This window comes from Propionibacterium australiense (genome assembly GCF_003666605.1).
In the GTDB taxonomy this organism is placed as follows: domain Bacteria; phylum Actinomycetota; class Actinomycetes; order Propionibacteriales; family Propionibacteriaceae; genus Propionibacterium; species Propionibacterium australiense.
On the sequence record NZ_RCIV01000008.1, the window covers coordinates 25,554 to 39,944 of the forward strand.

The following is a 14,391-nucleotide window of genomic DNA, read 5'->3' on the forward strand; positions in this document are numbered from 1 at the left end:
GGTTTTCAGCGGTCGTCCTCCGACCAGCCGAGTTCACCCCAGTACCGGGCAGGGATGAGGCGGTCGACGCGGTCGAGGACGTAGGTGGGTCTGTGAGCCTCGTCGAGGGCGGCGATGTCCGCCGGCGATGCCTCGCCGGTGAGCACGCACGCCGACTTCATCCCGGCGTCGAGCGCCATCTGGATGTCGGTCTGGAGGCGATCACCGACCATGACGCAGTCGGCCACGTCGACGTCGAGGCCGGACAGCGCCTCGGTGAGCATCACGGGCGAGGGCTTGCCGAAGTTCACCTGGCACGTGGCGCCGGTGCAGGCCTCGATGGCGGCGGTGATTGCCGCGCAGTCGGGCTCGCCGCGCCCGCCGGGGAAGGGACAGAAACGGTCGGGGTTGGTCTGCACCAGGATGGCCCGTTTGTGGAACCAGATGGCGTCGAAGGCGATCTGGAGTTTGCGGTAGTCGAACCTGCGGTCATAGGAGGCTATGACGATGTCGATCCGCGACGGGTCATCGCTCAGCTCGAAGCCGGCCTCGGTGAGGGCGCGGCACAGGGGCTCTTCTGCGATCGGGAACAGGACGGCGTCCGGATGGTTCTGCCTGAGCCAGCGGACAGCCGTCACAACGGTGTTGCAGATGTCGTCGAGCCCCGTGGGCAGCCCCAGACCGGTCAGCTTCTTCACGTACATGTCGGGATCCCTGGTGGGATTGTTCGACAGGAAGCGGACCGGGATCCGGCGTCGGCGCAGTTCCTCGATCATGCGTTTGGCACCGGGCAGGAGCTGGCTGCCGAGGTAGATCGTGCCGTCGAGGTCGAAGATGTAGGCGCTGGCGAACTCGGTGGGGCTGCTCACGAGACCGTGACTCATGCGTGGTTCCCTTCTCCGTGGCGATCGGACCGCGGACGCTCAGGACAGCAGCGCCGCCAGTGAGACGACGAGCGTGTTGCTGATCCAGATGCAGGCGGCGGGAGGATCGATGTGGCTCGTACCGCGGTTGTACCAGAGACGGGCGGCGAACTCGCCGAGGGCTGCCGCGACGATGCCGAAGAGGCCGGCGATGAGGATCGCGAGGAAGGCCATCAGCCAGGCGTGCGAGTCCCAGGCCGAGGTGGCGGTCCAGGTGAAGGTGGCGAAGCTCTCTCCCATGAGGATGGGGAAGAACTGGACGGCGGCAAGGCCTGCGATGTTCGTCACATGGTGCTGGACGGGCATGTTCCGGTTCGTGATGAGGAACAGGATGATGATGGCCGAGATGCCGAAACCGAAGCTGTTGGCGTTCGCTGCCGCAAGATTGTTGGCGAAACCCTTCTCGGTGAGATGGGCGCCGACGTTGGCGGCCAGGAAAAGCGCGGCGCCGCCTGCGAAGATGCCGAACAGCGAACCGATGGTGATGAGCTGTGAGGGCTTCTCCTGCCACTCGAGCCAGCGTCCGTTGGGGCCGGGCTTGATCTTGGCCGGGAAGCTGGTGGCGTCGGCGTGGAAGGCCTCGGGGTTGTGCAGTGACCCCTTGAACAGTCCTTTCCCGGGAACGCCGCCGAAGGCGATGCGGGCGAGCAGGCCGGAGCACAGGACGGTGAAGGCGACCGAGTCGGTGTGGGAACCGAACCACGGGACGTGGCTGACACCGATCTGGAAGAGGTAGCCGAAGACGCCGAAGCAGGCGCCGACGATCAGGATGCTGGGCTTGCCGAGGCCGGCCAGCGGGGAGTTGACGTCCTTGCCGTCGTCGAGATTCCCCTTGTACCGGGCGTAGATGGCCGCCGCGACACCCCCTGCGAAGGCGATGTGCGGCCCCATGAAGGGGCCGAAGGCCAGGTAGTCGAAGCCGAAGGTGCTGCCGGTGGCGGCGAACATGCCCCATGAGGCGAGTACGCAGAAACCGACGAGCACGAATGCGTAGTTGCCACCGATGGCAGCGCCGACGGCTCCGCCGGCAATGGCGGCCAGCAGGCCGAAGAGGAAGACCCCCAGGGAGGCTGTGAACATCCTTGTTCCTTTTGTTCGTTCAGTGATGGACAGGGAATGCGCCCGATGTCTGGCGCGGCGCGGGCTCACCGCAGTGACACGGCAGACCGGCCGGATTCTGGCGAGGATGCCTCGCCGGGCTGGGCCGGGGACAGGGATTGACGACGCATGCACACTCGCCTCGCCCACGAGACAACCCGATCAACAGGGTTGATGATGCAATCATCATCAACTCTGTGACAAGATCCGCTGTTCGTGCACCCACGAACAACCCCGACCCAGGCGCCGACCCAAGAGCGCCCGCAGCGACGCGGGGGGCTCTCGGGCGGAGCCTTTCGATTGCCTTCAAAATCCTATTTGACAAGGTGTTATGATGCAACACTCGACAACCGGAGAGATTCTCGGGCGGGGTCGCTCGGAAGGCTTCGCCATGCCTGGCGGGCATCATCTGCCCGAACCCCGCACAGTCGGAGCAGTCCGTTCTGACCCGTCCCATACCGGAACAGTAACAGCTGAGATGAGATATGTCACCTTTTGACTGCGTTGAGTATCAATTACCGTGTTAAACACCTTGTCAGAAACATGACAGCCTGGATCGAGGCGGCTTGATGCCTGCGAGGGCCTTGAAGAGGTCCTCTTGGTACCCGCGCGGATCAGCTGCGGTTCGCTGCCACGGCCGCCTTCCTGCCGCGCCGATCTCGTTGCGAAGCGACGGTGACGGCCACGCCTGCGTCCTCAAGGCGCCTGAGGTCCCCCGCAGGAGCCTTGTCGTCGACGACGACGTGATCGAAGTCGCTCAGCTCGGCGAACTTGAAGAGCGCACGACGGTTGAACTTGCTGTTGTCGATGAGCAGCACCCGCACCTCGCTGGAGCGCAACATGGCCGCCTTGACCTCGGCCACCTCCTGATAGGGGTGGAAGCAGGCCATCGATGAGATGCCGGAGGTGGACAGGAAGCAGTAGTCGGCGTGCATCGCCGTGATGTTCTGCACGGTGGTCGGCCCCATGAGGGCATGGGCCCAGGCGCGGTACTCGCCACCGGTCATGATGAGTTGGGCCAGCCGGTTCTCGGTGACCTCACCGGCCACGAGCAGGGAGTTGGTGACGATCGTCAGCGAGGACAGGCTCGACAGGGCACGGAGCAGCCAGACCGATGAGCTCGAGTCGTCGAGCATGACCGAGGAACCGTTGGCGACGAGCGTGGCCGCCTCGGCCGCGACGAGACGCTTCTCCTCGGAGGCCTGTTCGAGCCGGAAAACGGCATCGGCCTCGTGCAGGCCGCTTGCGACAGCGACGACGGTACCGTTGTGGAGCTGGACGATGTTGCTCTGCTCAAGTACCGCGATGTCACGATAGATCGTCATGGCGGAGACGCCGGTCAGATCGGCGAGTTCCTCGATGGTCGCCTTGCCCTTGCCTATGACAGCCCGAGCGATGGCGTACTGCCTGGCCCTGGGGCCGGAGGAGTGCCCCTCACGGGTGCCCGCCATGTCACCTCCTCACGGATGGGATCACTGTCAACCATACCGGGACGCTCGGCGGATGCACGCGTTCCCGATGCGGCAACACCCAGCCACGTTGGTTCATCGGCAGCCAGAGAGCCTATCCTTGGTTCCACACGACGGAGTGCGCCGTGACTTCGTCGGGTGCGTGGTCTGGTGCCCGTCCCCATGCACCAGAGGAGATTCTTCAGTGATCGTCCTGTTCGCGACCATCGTGACCTTCGTCGGCGTCGTCCTCCCCCTTTTTCAGGGCGCGGACCGGTCCAGTGGCATGACCGCGGACGGGCCGGAGCTCACCACGGCGGCCTGACACGATGCCCCCGTGCCGGTTCTCTGGTCGGCGCCGGTCGGCTCAGGGACAGTCTGGGCAAAGGGTACGGACAGCCCTCGCCCGGGACACGCGGATACGATCCGCCCATGAGCAGCGCCAACCCTCAGACGCTCACGTTGCGGCCGATCCGACCACGGGGCCTGCGTGATGATGTCCACGACGCATTGCTGGACATGCTCACATCGGGTTCCTTCGAGCCGAATTCACCGCTCACGATCGACGGTCTCGCCCGCTGTCTCGCAGTGTCACAGACACCGGTACGAGAAGCCCTGGCCAGGCTGGAGGACACGGGGCTGGTGCGGCGTATGGCCAATCGCGGCTACCGCGTCGCTCCGCCGATGTCTGCCGCTCAGATGTCCGAGCTGATCGAGGCCAGGCTCATCATGGAGACGAACGCACTCGACCGTGCCATGAGCAGGAACCTCACCCAGCTGATCTCAGATCTCGAAGCAGCTTTCGCCGACAACATCGAGGCCGCCAAGAGACTCGACGGGGAAGGAGCAATGGGTGACCGCGAGACAATCCGCGACTACTATCGTCACGACTGGGACTTCCACCAGACGATCCTGAACCACTGCGGCAACCGGTACATCAACCGAGCAGTGAACTCCTTGGGATTCAGCGTCCACCTGATGAAGCAGACGGGCGGAACCGGCTGGATCGACGCTCCCACCGCAATCCGTGAGCACCGGAAGATATGTGACGCCGTACGATCCGGCAACCGAGCGGCAGCCGTAAAAGCCATGACCCATCACTTGAAGATGGTCTCGCGTCGCATGATACCTCAGGACACCACCAATCCCCTCTGAGATCCCTTTCACCGTTATTCCCACCCGCTCTCGTTGTTCTGGGGTTGACCTCGACGGGAGATGACGTCATCGAATCCAGCCAGACAGTCATCAAGGGAACGCACGAACAAGTCGGTGTCGGAAGCGACTGCAAGGAAATTGGCGCCAGCCTCAAGATACGCCCGGGCAGCAGCCTGGCCCAAAGCAATCGAACCAGCGATGAGACCGGCCCCGCGAATTTTCCGCAAGCATTCGCACACAATGGATTTCAGCTTCTCACCGGGTGGATCGCCCAGTGAGGCGCCCAGATCAGCAGGCCCGATGAAGATGCCATCGACGCTCTCGACCTGCAGTATCTCGTCGAGATGTATGAGCCCTTCGCGGGTCTCCACTTGGAGGATGACGCAGAGCTGGTCCTCGGCTTCCGCCATGTAATCCTTGGTCCTACCCCACTGGCCGGCCCTGGCAATCGACGCCCCCACTCCCCTTGTCCCGCGAGGGGGATATCTGGTACTTGCGATGGCCATGGCAGCGTCTTCTGGCGTGTCGATCATCGGCAGCAGCAAACACTGGGCTCCGATGTCCAGAATCTGTTTGATGAGCACCCTGCTCGTCTCAGCTGGGCGAACGACCGGCGTCATCTCATACTGCTCGATGACACGAAGCTGGGCCAGCAGACTTTCAATTCCGTTGGGCCCGTGCTCGCCATCGAGAAGCCCCCAGTCAAAGCCTGAGCCAGCAGCGATCTCCGTCATGGCAGGTGAGCCACTGCTCAACCACAATCCCAACTGAGGCTCCTGACCCGCCAGCAGCTGCTTCTTCAGCCGATTCGGGTGGACTCCAGTCATCCTCATGAGCTTTTGCACCTCCATCGTCAATGCGTGAATGGTCTTTCAAGGGGGCACGCCCGGTTGAGTTCCACACCAAAACCTGGTTTTGTGAGCACTTCCTTGCTGATCCGCCCAGCCACGGGAACGGGCTCACCAACAAGGATCGGATCGAACTGTGGTCGTATCTCATCAGCACCTGGGCTCGTCATCAGGAACTCACTGAAGGGTGTGTTCACGAATGTGATGACCGCATGATGTGAGTACACGGACGAGCCATGCGGGACCACCAGCTGCCCTCGGGACTTGGCAATTGCCGCAATTTCCATGAGCGATGTGATGCCACCACACCATCCCACATCCGGCTGGAGGATGTCGACACCGGTCTCGCTCAGACTCCTGAACGCAGCGAGATTCCCGTGGTGCTCACCAGAGGTGACCATCATACCCGGTGGCATTTGTTGCTTCAGAGCAGCGTAGCTGTCGTACTGCGCCGCCGGGAAGGATTCCTCCAACCATTTCACGCCAAACGGAGCCACCGCATGAGCGAGCTTGACCGCAAAATTGACGTCTTGACTCATCCAGCAGTCGAACATGAGCCAGAAATCTGGCCCCACCAGATCCCGGAACTTCTCAACGTTTTCCACCTCGGCGCGAATTCCAGCATCTCCGTCATGCGGACCATGATGCGTAGGGATCTTGCCGCCAATGAATCCCATTTTTTGCGCAAGATCGGGGCGCGCACCCGTGGCATAGAACTGTATCTCGTCTCTCACCGCACCACCCAGGATGCTGTACACGGGCTGCCCCAGGACCTTGCCGAACAAATCCCATAGCGCCAAGTCGACACATGAGATCGTGTTGACGACGACTCCGCCACCACCGGAATAGAAATGAGTGGCATTGATCATTTGGTCATGAATCAATTTGATGTCATCGACGCGACGACCGATGACGAACCTGGAAAGATGTTTCTCGGCAATGAAACATCCGATCAGGCCCGCAGTGGAAATGGCGAACCCAGTCGTGCCGTCACTGGCCTCGATTTCGATCACCAACGTGCCGAGCACATTGATGCCGAAGGACTGGCGTGACTGCTCGTACTTCGGATACTTGCTCATCGGGGTGGCGATATGATCATCGATCCAGTGACCTGAACCCTGATCGTGGTAGTCACCGCCCCCTTGGCCCTTGGCCGAGGAACTAGCGCCGCCCATGAAGTAGGCGCGAATGTCCGTGATCGTTGGAAGTGTCATGATCCCCTCACAATCTTTCCTGTGCTCGGCCGGGTGTGGCGTGTACCGCCCACAGTGCACGCCACACCCGCATCGCCGATCAGTGCATCTGCTTACCACCGTCGACGTTCAATGAAACGCCATTGACGAACGAGGCATCGGCCGAGAGCAGGAACGAAACGACGGCAGCGATCTCCTCGGGCTGCCCGACCCGCCCCACGGGGATGTTGGAGGACATCTGCTCCTTGCGCTCATCAGTGAGCTTGCCACCCATGATGTCCGTGTCAATCGGACCAGGCAGCACGGCATTCGTCGTGATGCCATATGGGCCCAGTTCACGAGCGCCACCCTTCGTGATACCGAGGACACCGGCCTTGGCGGCAGCATACGCGAACTTCGAGAACGTTCCTCCGCCATCCAGGGCAGTGATGGAGGAAAAGTTGACAATGCGCCCGATGCCGTGTTCCTTCATCTGCTCAGCTGCGTACTTCATCATCAGCATGGTGCCGCGACAGTTGACCGCCAGGACCTTGTCGAAGAGCGCTGCATCCAATTCAAGCAAGGGCACCGGGCAGGCGATCCCAGCAATATTGGCCAGGCCGACGACTGGCGGCATCTCGGCCTTGATCCTGGTGAAGGCATCCTTCACCTGTTCCTCATCGGAGATGTCGAGCTGAATCGCCAGGAACTTTCTTTCCGGGTATTCACTCGTGAGTTCTTCTCCGAATTCCAGCACCTTGTCTGACAGGTCGACGACAACGACGTCCCAACCCTCTGCCGCAAGCCTGTGTGCAGCCTTTCGGGCGATCCCCCGTGGTGCACCGGCGCCGCTCACGACGGCAGTGTGCCGCTCCGGGAAGACTGCCTTCTCGTATTCTTTCATCTCTGCAACCTTTCCTTGCCAGATGTTTCCGTTGCCTTTTCTCAGGATTCGCCGCTCTGGAGCGAAAGAGCCGCACGCTCTTCGGCTGATTTCTTGAAGAAGTTGAGACCCACGACCAGCAGGACGCCGATGATTCCCGCCATGCCGAGCACCACGAGCCCTGCCGCCTCATTCGGGTTGTCAGCCGTACCGAAAGCACTTTGAGTCGCCCACGTGCGAAGCAGCGGAGCCGCCCAGCCACCCAGATTTCCGACGGCATTGACCAGCCCGGTGGCACCGGCAAGTGCCGCACCACTGAGGTACCTGGTCGGAAGCTGCCAGAAGATGGGCTGCGCACAGGTGAAACCGACTGCGGCGATGGACAGCAGGGCCAGGGCCGGAGCAGGCTGATGAAGGAACAGTGCCGACCCCATGATCCCCATTCCGGAGAAGGCCAGCATGAGCCCGGACAGCAGACCATGATTCTGCCGTCGGTCTGCCAGCTTCGGGATGATGAGGACTCCGATGAGAGCGACGATCCACGGAATTGCGGTGACGAGCGAGGCCTTGAAACCTGCGGATGTACCAGTCATCGACGTGACCTGCTTCGGCAGGAAGAAAGTGAGCCCGTAGACGGAGGCCTGGATGCAGAAATAGATGAGACAGAAGTAGAGGATGCGCGGATCGGCCAAGGCCCTTCCCCAGCTGATCGGCTTCGCCTTCTGCTTGGCCGCCTCTTCGAGTTCGATCTGCAGGGTCAGATCGTGCTGCTCCTTCTCGGTCAGCCATGAGGCCTTGCTGGGGCGGTCGACCAGGACCAGCGGACAGATGAGGCCGACCACCACGGCCAGACCGCCCTCGACGAGGAACATCCAGTGGATGCCGTCCATGCCGAGCACACCATGAAGTTCCAGCAGGCTCCCGGACAAGGGGTTTCCGAACATATTGGCGATGGGCAGGCCCATGTAGAACAGACCAGTCGCCCACGCCCTGCGAGCGGCTGGGTACCAGTAGGTCAGGTACAGCATCACGCCGGGGAAGAAACCAGCCTCGGCGACACCCAGCAGGAAGCGAAGAGCATAGAAGGTCTTGGGCCCCTGGACGAACATGAAGCTGGCCGCCACTATGCCCCATGTGATCATGATCCTTGTCATCCACCAGCGGGCACCGACCTTGTGCATGATCAGATTCGATGGCACCTCGAAGACCGCGTAGCCCACGAAGAACAATGTGGCGCCGAAGGTATAGGCAGCCGTGGAGATACCGTAGTTCGCCTCCCACTCCTGCTGTGCCCAGCCGAGATTTGTCCGGTCGATGAACGCAATCACGTACATGAGCAGCAGGAATGGCATGAGGTGCCTTGTCACCTTGCCGAGCGCATTGTTCACGGTCGCCTCGTCCGGCACCGCCCGAGAAGTCGTTTTCTCCGCCACGATGAACCTCCTTGTCACGCAGCTGAACTTGAATGAATGACCCAACCCGTCCGACGACGGTTGCCGTCACGAGAACAAGAACGCTCCTGCCGCGCCCCGTACTGCTCTTCCGATGGCGAACTGCACGTCGCAGCACCACCCGAGCCCGGCCGTTGCGCCGTTGGGCAGCCGTACCTGCACCGCGTCAAACACCGGTTCGCCGGCGAACGCGCAGCCTTTGCCGAGCAACCTGGACGAGGTCGCGTCCACGATGGGCAGTGCATCGATGGCAGGCATGCGATCCTCCGATCGGAACGTCCTTGTCGATCAGATATGTCTGCATCATAGATCATATAGGACTCGTTTCGCTAGGGGTTCCCTTAAACACTCCGTGTCATTTTCAGCCAGCCGACCCGATGAGACACCCCGATGGTGTTTGCCCATGTCAGAGCTCGGTCAGTGTCGGACCCACATCATGCAGAAAGCCTTCGCCGACGGCTACCAAGAGCCGTCGGCGAAGGCTTTCGTGCGACCGGGCTGTAGGGTCAGCCCTGCTCAGCCAGGTACTCTGCGATCCTCGTCATGTGCCGGGCGAAGGAGACCGCGCCGGGGTCGGGGTGACCGAGCGAGGCGTCGCCGTGCGTGGTGGCGCGCCCCTTGCGGGCCACGAGGTCCTTGGTCGCCTCTGCCCCCTCGGTGGCCGCCTTGGCCGCGGCTGCGAAGGCGCCCGGCAGATCATCGCCGGCTTCGCTCAGCGCGACAGCGAACGGCGTGGTGGCGTCGACCATCGTCTTGTCGCCGGGGACCGCACCGCCGCTGGCGGCCACTGATTCGGCGCCGGCCCTCACAGCGGCGAGCACCGTGGCCGCATCGGCCGCCGCCTCATCGGACAGGCCCGCACCGACGGCCTCGAGAGCACGGCCCCACAGCGCTCCCGAGGTACCGCCCGCCCCTTCGGCCCAGGCCAGCCCGGCCTGCCTCATGACCGTGGCGGCACCGACACCGGCCTCCGCGGCGGCGGCAGCGGCCTTCGCGGCAGCACGCGAGCCGAGCACCATGCCCTGCCCGTGGTCGCCGTCTCCGGCGATCGAGTCGAGTTTGCCGAGGAAGTCCGCGTCGGCCACGGCAGTCCTGGCGATGAGGTCCATGACCTCGGCGAGCCTGGCGCCCTGTGCCGCAGAGTCCGGCGAGCCGGACGTCAGCTCGGCGCCCGCCTGGGCGGCGACCTCGCGCCGGGGGCCGCTGTGCTCGACGGCACCACGGGTGAAGGCGGGTGTCAGCGCCGGGGCGAGCAGCAGCTTCTCGAGTTCGTCGTCGAGGAAGCAGACCGACAGGGAGACGCCGGCCATGTCGAGGCTGGTGACCTGCTCGTCGACGATCGGCGCGACGATCTCAAGGCCGGCGGCCTCGAGCAGCCGGGCCACCCGCCCGTACAGGACGAACATCTCCTCGTACTTGGTGCATCCCAGGCCGTTGACCAGGACGCTGACCCGCCGCGCATCGGCGGGCTTCTCGGCCAGCACCCCTTCGACGAGGGTCTTGGCGATGTCATCGACCCCGTTCAGCGGGTGCGACGACAGGCCGGGCTCGCCGTGGACGCCCAGCCCCAGCTCGTAGTGCCCCTCGGGCACCGTGAACAGAGGCGCATCCGCGCCGGGCAGGGTCGGGGCGTCGAAGGCGATCCCCAGGGTCTTGGTGGCCGCATTGGCACGACGGGTCGCCTCGACGACGGCGTCGAGATCGTAGCCGGCAGCAGCAGCCGCTCCGGCGACCTTCACGACGATGAAGTCGCCGGCGATGCCGCGGCGCTCCTGCAACTGCTCGACCGGGCGCGAGGCCACGTCATCGGTGATCGTCTCGATACGCGTGTCGATGCCATCGGCGTTGAGCACGTCGGCCCCCTTGCCGAACTGCAGGCAGTCGCCCGCGTAGTTGCCGAACAGCAGCAGCACGCCCCCGCCGTTGTCGGCGGCCCTCGAAACCGACACGACCTGCGAGTCCGACGGCGAGGAGAAGATGTTCCCGCAGACCGCGGCGTGGGCCATGCCCGGGCCGACCCAGCCGGCGAACGCCGGGTAGTGCCCCGAACCCCCTCCGACGACGACGGCGACCTCACCCTGCGGCGAGGCGTCGGCGCGGACCACGCCACCGTGGACCGCCTGGACGAGATCCGAGTGCGCGGCCACGAAGCCCGCGAGACTGTCAGCCGCGAAGTCCAGCGGCTCACCAACCAGGTACGTCATTGTCTCTCCCATCTCATGGTTGTGCTCATCGTTGAGGGCCACGTCGACCCGAAACCATCAGCTTGGTTCCTACAGGATATAGGAACAGTGGGCTCCTTGGCGAGACCCACCACCCCACTTTCCTCGTCCAGCCTGCCAGACGGTCAGTGCGTGACCTTGTCGAGCTTGAGCATCTTGGCGATGACGATGTCGAGGTCGTCATCGTTGAAGATACGCTCCCAGTCGTCCTTGATGATGGCCTCACGGCCGTAGTCCATGGCCAGCAGGCAGGCATCCGAGAACGGGTTCGACCCGCGCAGGGCATTGGTCAGGGCGATCCAGATGTGGCCGTGGATCATGGCGGTCACGGTCGCCTCGTCCATGTCCGTGTGACGCACCGTGGCGTCGATGGCGTCCTTGAGGAACTGGCCAATCATGCAGCCGATGGTCTCGTTGAGGGTGGGTTCGAGCACGGCCAGGTCGTGCACCGAGGCCCAGTAGACCTTGATGACCGGGCCGTACATGGTCGAGATGATCTTCTCGGCCAGCGGCTTGATCGACTCGTCGCCCTGCTGCAGCGCGGCGACCGAGTTCTGCGGGGCGGCGACGCCGCCGAAGGTGTCGGCGTACTCCTCCGGCGTGTGACGCTCGAGGAAGACCGACGGGTGCGTGGGGTGGGCCACGACGTAGTCGAGGTCATCGCGCATGGTCAGCAGGCCTGCGTAGGCGGCGGCCGGGTCGAGGGTCAGCACCATGGCGCCGGACTTCATCTTGGGGACGACGGCGGCGGTGACGGGTCCCAGCGCCACGTCCGGCACTGCCAGGATCGCGACGTCGACGTCCCCGATGACCTCGTCGGTCGGCACCACCTCGCGACCCGCCTCCTGCACGCGCTGTTTGCCGGCCTCGCCGTTCTCGCAGTAGAACACGGTCCAGTCGGTGCGCTGCAGGTTGTTGGACACGCGCATGCCCATCTTGCCGCCGGCGCCGACGACTGCGATCTTCAGGTTCTCACTCATGGTTCAGTTCTCCTTGATTGTCGATGTAGGTGCGGATGTAGTCGAGACTCTGGCGGGTCCACTGCCGCTCCAGCGCGACGGTGGACTGCGGGTCGCCCTGCCAGGTGAGCCAGTGCTCGACGACCATGTTGATGCCCCGCTCGAGGGGACGAACGGCCTTCATCTCGGCGTCGAAGTCGAGCAGCCCCTCCCCCATCGGCGCGCCAGCGTAGATGAACCCGACCCAGCCCGCCTGGCGGGTGAAGGCGAAGTCCTTCACGTGCAGGTTCAGGGTGTACGGCGCGCAGCGGTCGATCACGTCTCCGGGCAGCTCCAGCCCGGCCACGCAGTTCGCCGGGTCCAGACAGATGCCGACGTGCGGGTCGTCGACGTCGGTGACGAACTGCACCAGGCGTGCGCTGGGCAGCTGTTCGTAGGTCTCGAAGGCGATCGAGACGCCGTCCTCGTGGAGCCGCCCCAGCAGCCCCCTGACCGAGGCGAGGGACTCGTCGAGGGTGGGTTCGCCGGCACCGACGCGCACCATGGAGCGCAGCATGCGCACGCCCATCGTCTCGGCGATGTCGAGGTACGCGTTGAGCTGCTCGCCACGAGTGCCGCGGGTGCCCAGTTCGAGCGCCAGCCCCAGTTCCGAGGCCTGCGCCGCGACGTCGGTCAGCTGGGCGGCGTCCATCGTCTCGATGAGCGGGTAGTCGCAGATCTGGAAGACATCGCAGCCGAGCCCGGCGGCCCTGTCGAGCATGCCCGCCAGGTCGATGGGCCGCCCCACCGCCTCCGACCACTCCCAGAACAGGGCGTAGGTGCCGATTCCCAGGCCCATGGTTCTCACTTCCTCTCTCATTTCCGGTGGCTCCGGCGATCAGGCCGCGTCGGCGACCCTCACCTGACCGCGGCGAGCGAGCAGGACCATGAGCGCCGCCGACAGGATCATGAACCCGCCGACGACGAACATCGGGACGACGTAGCCGCCGGTCCAGTCGTGGATCGCGCCGGTGATGTACCCGGCCGAGAAGCCGGCGATGTTGCCGATCGTGTTGATGAGGGCGACTCCGGCGGCAGCGGGGGCTCCGGTGAGGAACTGCGTGGGCAGCGTCCAGAAGTTCGGCAGCACCGCGAAGATCGACATGGCCGTGATCGAGATGACCCCGATGGCGATGACCGGGGAGCCGACGAACAGGGCGACCGGGATCGAGACGCCGCCGATGGCGGCCGGCACCCCGATGTGCCAGCTGCGCAGGCCTCGCCGGGTGACGTCCCTCGACCAGACGTTCATGGCGATGGCGGCGAAGGCGTAGGGAACGGCGGTGACCAGGCCCTGCTGCAGGATCGACAACTCGATGCCGAACTGCGCGCCGAAGCCCTTGATGATCGTGGGCAGGAAGAAGCTCAGCGCGTACAGGCCGTAGATGAAGCCGAAGTAGATGAGCGAGAGCACCCACACGCGTCCGCTGGTGAGCGCGGCCATGACGTTCCTCTCGCTCTTCTCGCCGCTGTTGGCCGCGGCCTCGGCATCAAGCTGGACGCGAAGGCTCGCGACCTCCTCGGCGGTGAGCCATGGGCAGTCCTCGGGCTTGTCCTTGAGGTAGAAGAAGGCGATGACGCCGACGATGACGGCCGGGGCGCCGACGCACAGGTACATGAAGCGCCAGCCCTCGAGCCCCAGGGCGCCGTGCTGCTGGATGAGCCAGCTGGCGAGCGGTGCCCCGACCACGCTGGTGAGCGGCTGGGCGAGGTAGAAGAGCATGAGGGTGCGGCTGCGGTGCTGCGAGGGCACCAGCATGCTCAGGAACAGGATGGCGCCGGGGAAGAAGCCGGCCTCGGCGACGCCGAGCAGGACGCGCAGGGCGTACAGCTGGCCGCTGGACTGGACCCAGGTGAACAGGACCGCGACGATCCCCCACGTCACCATGATGCGCGACAGCCAGACCCTGGCGCCGAATCTGTGCAGCGCCAGGTTCGAGGGGACCTCGAGGATGATGTAGCCGATGAAGAACACCCCCGATGCCAGACCGAACTGGGCGGCCGTCATGCCCAGGTCCTGCTGCATCCCATTGGGTCCCGCGTAACCGATCGCTGTGCGGTCAAGGAAGTTGATGAAGAACATCAGTGCGACGAACGGCACCAGTCGCACGGAGATCTTGTGAACCGCGGACTTCTCAGCCACCGGGTTCACTGTTGTTGCACTCGACACGTGACCTCCTCGTCATCGTTCGGACGGCTCGCGCAACGCTGCGC

At 64.1% G+C, this 14,391-nt stretch carries 13 protein-coding genes; 1 reads left to right on the forward strand and 12 read right to left on the reverse strand.

Annotated elements, in window-relative coordinates; genetic code table 11:
- Positions 1–5 precede the first annotated feature (5 nt).
- The 3 genes from D9T14_RS07535 to D9T14_RS07545 all read right to left on the reverse strand — a co-directional run bounded on the left by D9T14_RS07535 (position 6) and on the right by D9T14_RS07545 (position 3,451).
- Positions 6–863: an HAD-IIA family hydrolase gene (locus D9T14_RS07535; RefSeq protein WP_119161824.1), complete on the reverse strand. Its 858-nt coding sequence runs from the start codon at positions 861–863 to the stop codon at positions 6–8.
- 39 nt (positions 864–902) lie between these two features.
- Positions 903–1,982, reverse strand: a complete 1,080-nt coding sequence (locus D9T14_RS07540) for a DUF7973 family transport facilitator (RefSeq protein WP_119161823.1) — start codon at positions 1,980–1,982, stop codon at positions 903–905.
- A gap of 632 nt (positions 1,983–2,614) precedes the next feature.
- Positions 2,615–3,451: a DeoR/GlpR family DNA-binding transcription regulator gene (locus D9T14_RS07545; RefSeq protein ID WP_119161822.1), complete on the reverse strand. Its 837-nt coding sequence runs from the start codon at positions 3,449–3,451 to the stop codon at positions 2,615–2,617.
- A 429-nt stretch (positions 3,452–3,880) separates the two neighbouring features.
- Between D9T14_RS07545 and D9T14_RS07550 the strand changes: the two genes are divergently transcribed.
- The gene (locus D9T14_RS07550) at positions 3,881–4,603 is read left to right on the forward strand and encodes a GntR family transcriptional regulator (protein WP_119161821.1); all 723 of its coding nucleotides are present in this window, start codon (positions 3,881–3,883) and stop codon (positions 4,601–4,603) included.
- 14 nt (positions 4,604–4,617) lie between these two features.
- Here D9T14_RS07550 and D9T14_RS07555 read toward each other — a convergent pair whose 3' ends face one another.
- From D9T14_RS07555 to D9T14_RS07595, 9 genes are all read right to left on the reverse strand, one after another.
- The gene (locus tag D9T14_RS07555; RefSeq protein WP_220668341.1) at positions 4,618–5,454 is read right to left on the reverse strand and encodes an HpcH/HpaI aldolase family protein; all 837 of its coding nucleotides are present in this window, start codon (positions 5,452–5,454) and stop codon (positions 4,618–4,620) included.
- A 2-nt stretch (positions 5,455–5,456) separates the two neighbouring features.
- Positions 5,457–6,665 carry an L-rhamnonate dehydratase gene (gene rhmD / locus D9T14_RS07560; RefSeq protein ID WP_119161820.1) on the reverse strand — a complete coding sequence of 403 codons (1,209 nt, stop codon included), beginning with the start codon at positions 6,663–6,665 and terminating at the stop codon, positions 5,457–5,459.
- Positions 6,666–6,744: 79 nt separating this feature from the next.
- A complete protein-coding gene (locus D9T14_RS07565; protein WP_119161819.1) occupies positions 6,745–7,527 on the reverse strand; it encodes an SDR family NAD(P)-dependent oxidoreductase in 783 nt (260 codons plus the stop codon).
- A 41-nt stretch (positions 7,528–7,568) separates the two neighbouring features.
- Positions 7,569–8,939 (reverse strand): MFS transporter, encoded by a 1,371-nt coding sequence (locus D9T14_RS07570; protein WP_197720577.1) that lies wholly within the window; start codon positions 8,937–8,939, stop codon positions 7,569–7,571.
- A 66-nt stretch (positions 8,940–9,005) separates the two neighbouring features.
- Positions 9,006–9,215 (reverse strand): hypothetical protein, encoded by a 210-nt coding sequence (locus D9T14_RS07575; RefSeq protein ID WP_119161818.1) that lies wholly within the window; start codon positions 9,213–9,215, stop codon positions 9,006–9,008.
- Positions 9,216–9,463: 248 nt separating this feature from the next.
- Positions 9,464–11,161 (reverse strand): dihydroxyacetone kinase family protein, encoded by a 1,698-nt coding sequence (locus D9T14_RS07580; RefSeq protein ID WP_119161817.1) that lies wholly within the window; start codon positions 11,159–11,161, stop codon positions 9,464–9,466.
- A 143-nt stretch (positions 11,162–11,304) separates the two neighbouring features.
- On the reverse strand, positions 11,305–12,159 hold the full coding sequence (locus D9T14_RS07585) for a phosphogluconate dehydrogenase C-terminal domain-containing protein (protein ID WP_119161816.1): 855 nt from the start codon (positions 12,157–12,159) through the stop codon (positions 11,305–11,307).
- Positions 12,152–12,976: a sugar phosphate isomerase/epimerase family protein gene (locus tag D9T14_RS07590; protein ID WP_119161815.1), complete on the reverse strand. Its 825-nt coding sequence runs from the start codon at positions 12,974–12,976 to the stop codon at positions 12,152–12,154. The genes D9T14_RS07585 and D9T14_RS07590 overlap by 8 nt, the downstream gene beginning before the upstream one ends.
- A gap of 39 nt (positions 12,977–13,015) precedes the next feature.
- Positions 13,016–14,320: an MFS transporter gene (locus tag D9T14_RS07595; protein ID WP_220451978.1), complete on the reverse strand. Its 1,305-nt coding sequence runs from the start codon at positions 14,318–14,320 to the stop codon at positions 13,016–13,018.
- Between the last annotated feature and the right edge of the window lie 71 nt (positions 14,321–14,391).

What these genes read in the sequence shown, in the direction of transcription:
- D9T14_RS07565 (WP_119161819.1), bottom strand. Translation starts at nt 7,527, where the DNA reads ATGAAAGAATACGAGAAGGCAGTCTTCCCGGAGCGGCACACTGCCGTC.
- D9T14_RS07540 (WP_119161823.1), bottom strand. Translation starts at nt 1,982, where the DNA reads ATGTTCACAGCCTCCCTGGGGGTCTTCCTCTTCGGCCTGCTGGCCGCC.
- D9T14_RS07585 (WP_119161816.1), bottom strand. Translation starts at nt 12,159, where the DNA reads ATGAGTGAGAACCTGAAGATCGCAGTCGTCGGCGCCGGCGGCAAGATG.
- D9T14_RS07545 (WP_119161822.1), bottom strand. Translation starts at nt 3,451, where the DNA reads ATGGCGGGCACCCGTGAGGGGCACTCCTCCGGCCCCAGGGCCAGGCAG.
- D9T14_RS07550 (WP_119161821.1), top strand. Translation starts at nt 3,881, where the DNA reads ATGAGCAGCGCCAACCCTCAGACGCTCACGTTGCGGCCGATCCGACCA.
- D9T14_RS07555 (WP_220668341.1), bottom strand. Translation starts at nt 5,454, where the DNA reads ATGGAGGTGCAAAAGCTCATGAGGATGACTGGAGTCCACCCGAATCGG.
- D9T14_RS07580 (WP_119161817.1), bottom strand. Translation starts at nt 11,161, where the DNA reads ATGACGTACCTGGTTGGTGAGCCGCTGGACTTCGCGGCTGACAGTCTC.
- D9T14_RS07535 (WP_119161824.1), bottom strand. Translation starts at nt 863, where the DNA reads ATGAGTCACGGTCTCGTGAGCAGCCCCACCGAGTTCGCCAGCGCCTAC.
- rhmD (WP_119161820.1), bottom strand. Translation starts at nt 6,665, where the DNA reads ATGACACTTCCAACGATCACGGACATTCGCGCCTACTTCATGGGCGGC.
- D9T14_RS07575 (WP_119161818.1), bottom strand. Translation starts at nt 9,215, where the DNA reads ATGCCTGCCATCGATGCACTGCCCATCGTGGACGCGACCTCGTCCAGG.
- D9T14_RS07590 (WP_119161815.1), bottom strand. Translation starts at nt 12,976, where the DNA reads ATGGGCCTGGGAATCGGCACCTACGCCCTGTTCTGGGAGTGGTCGGAG.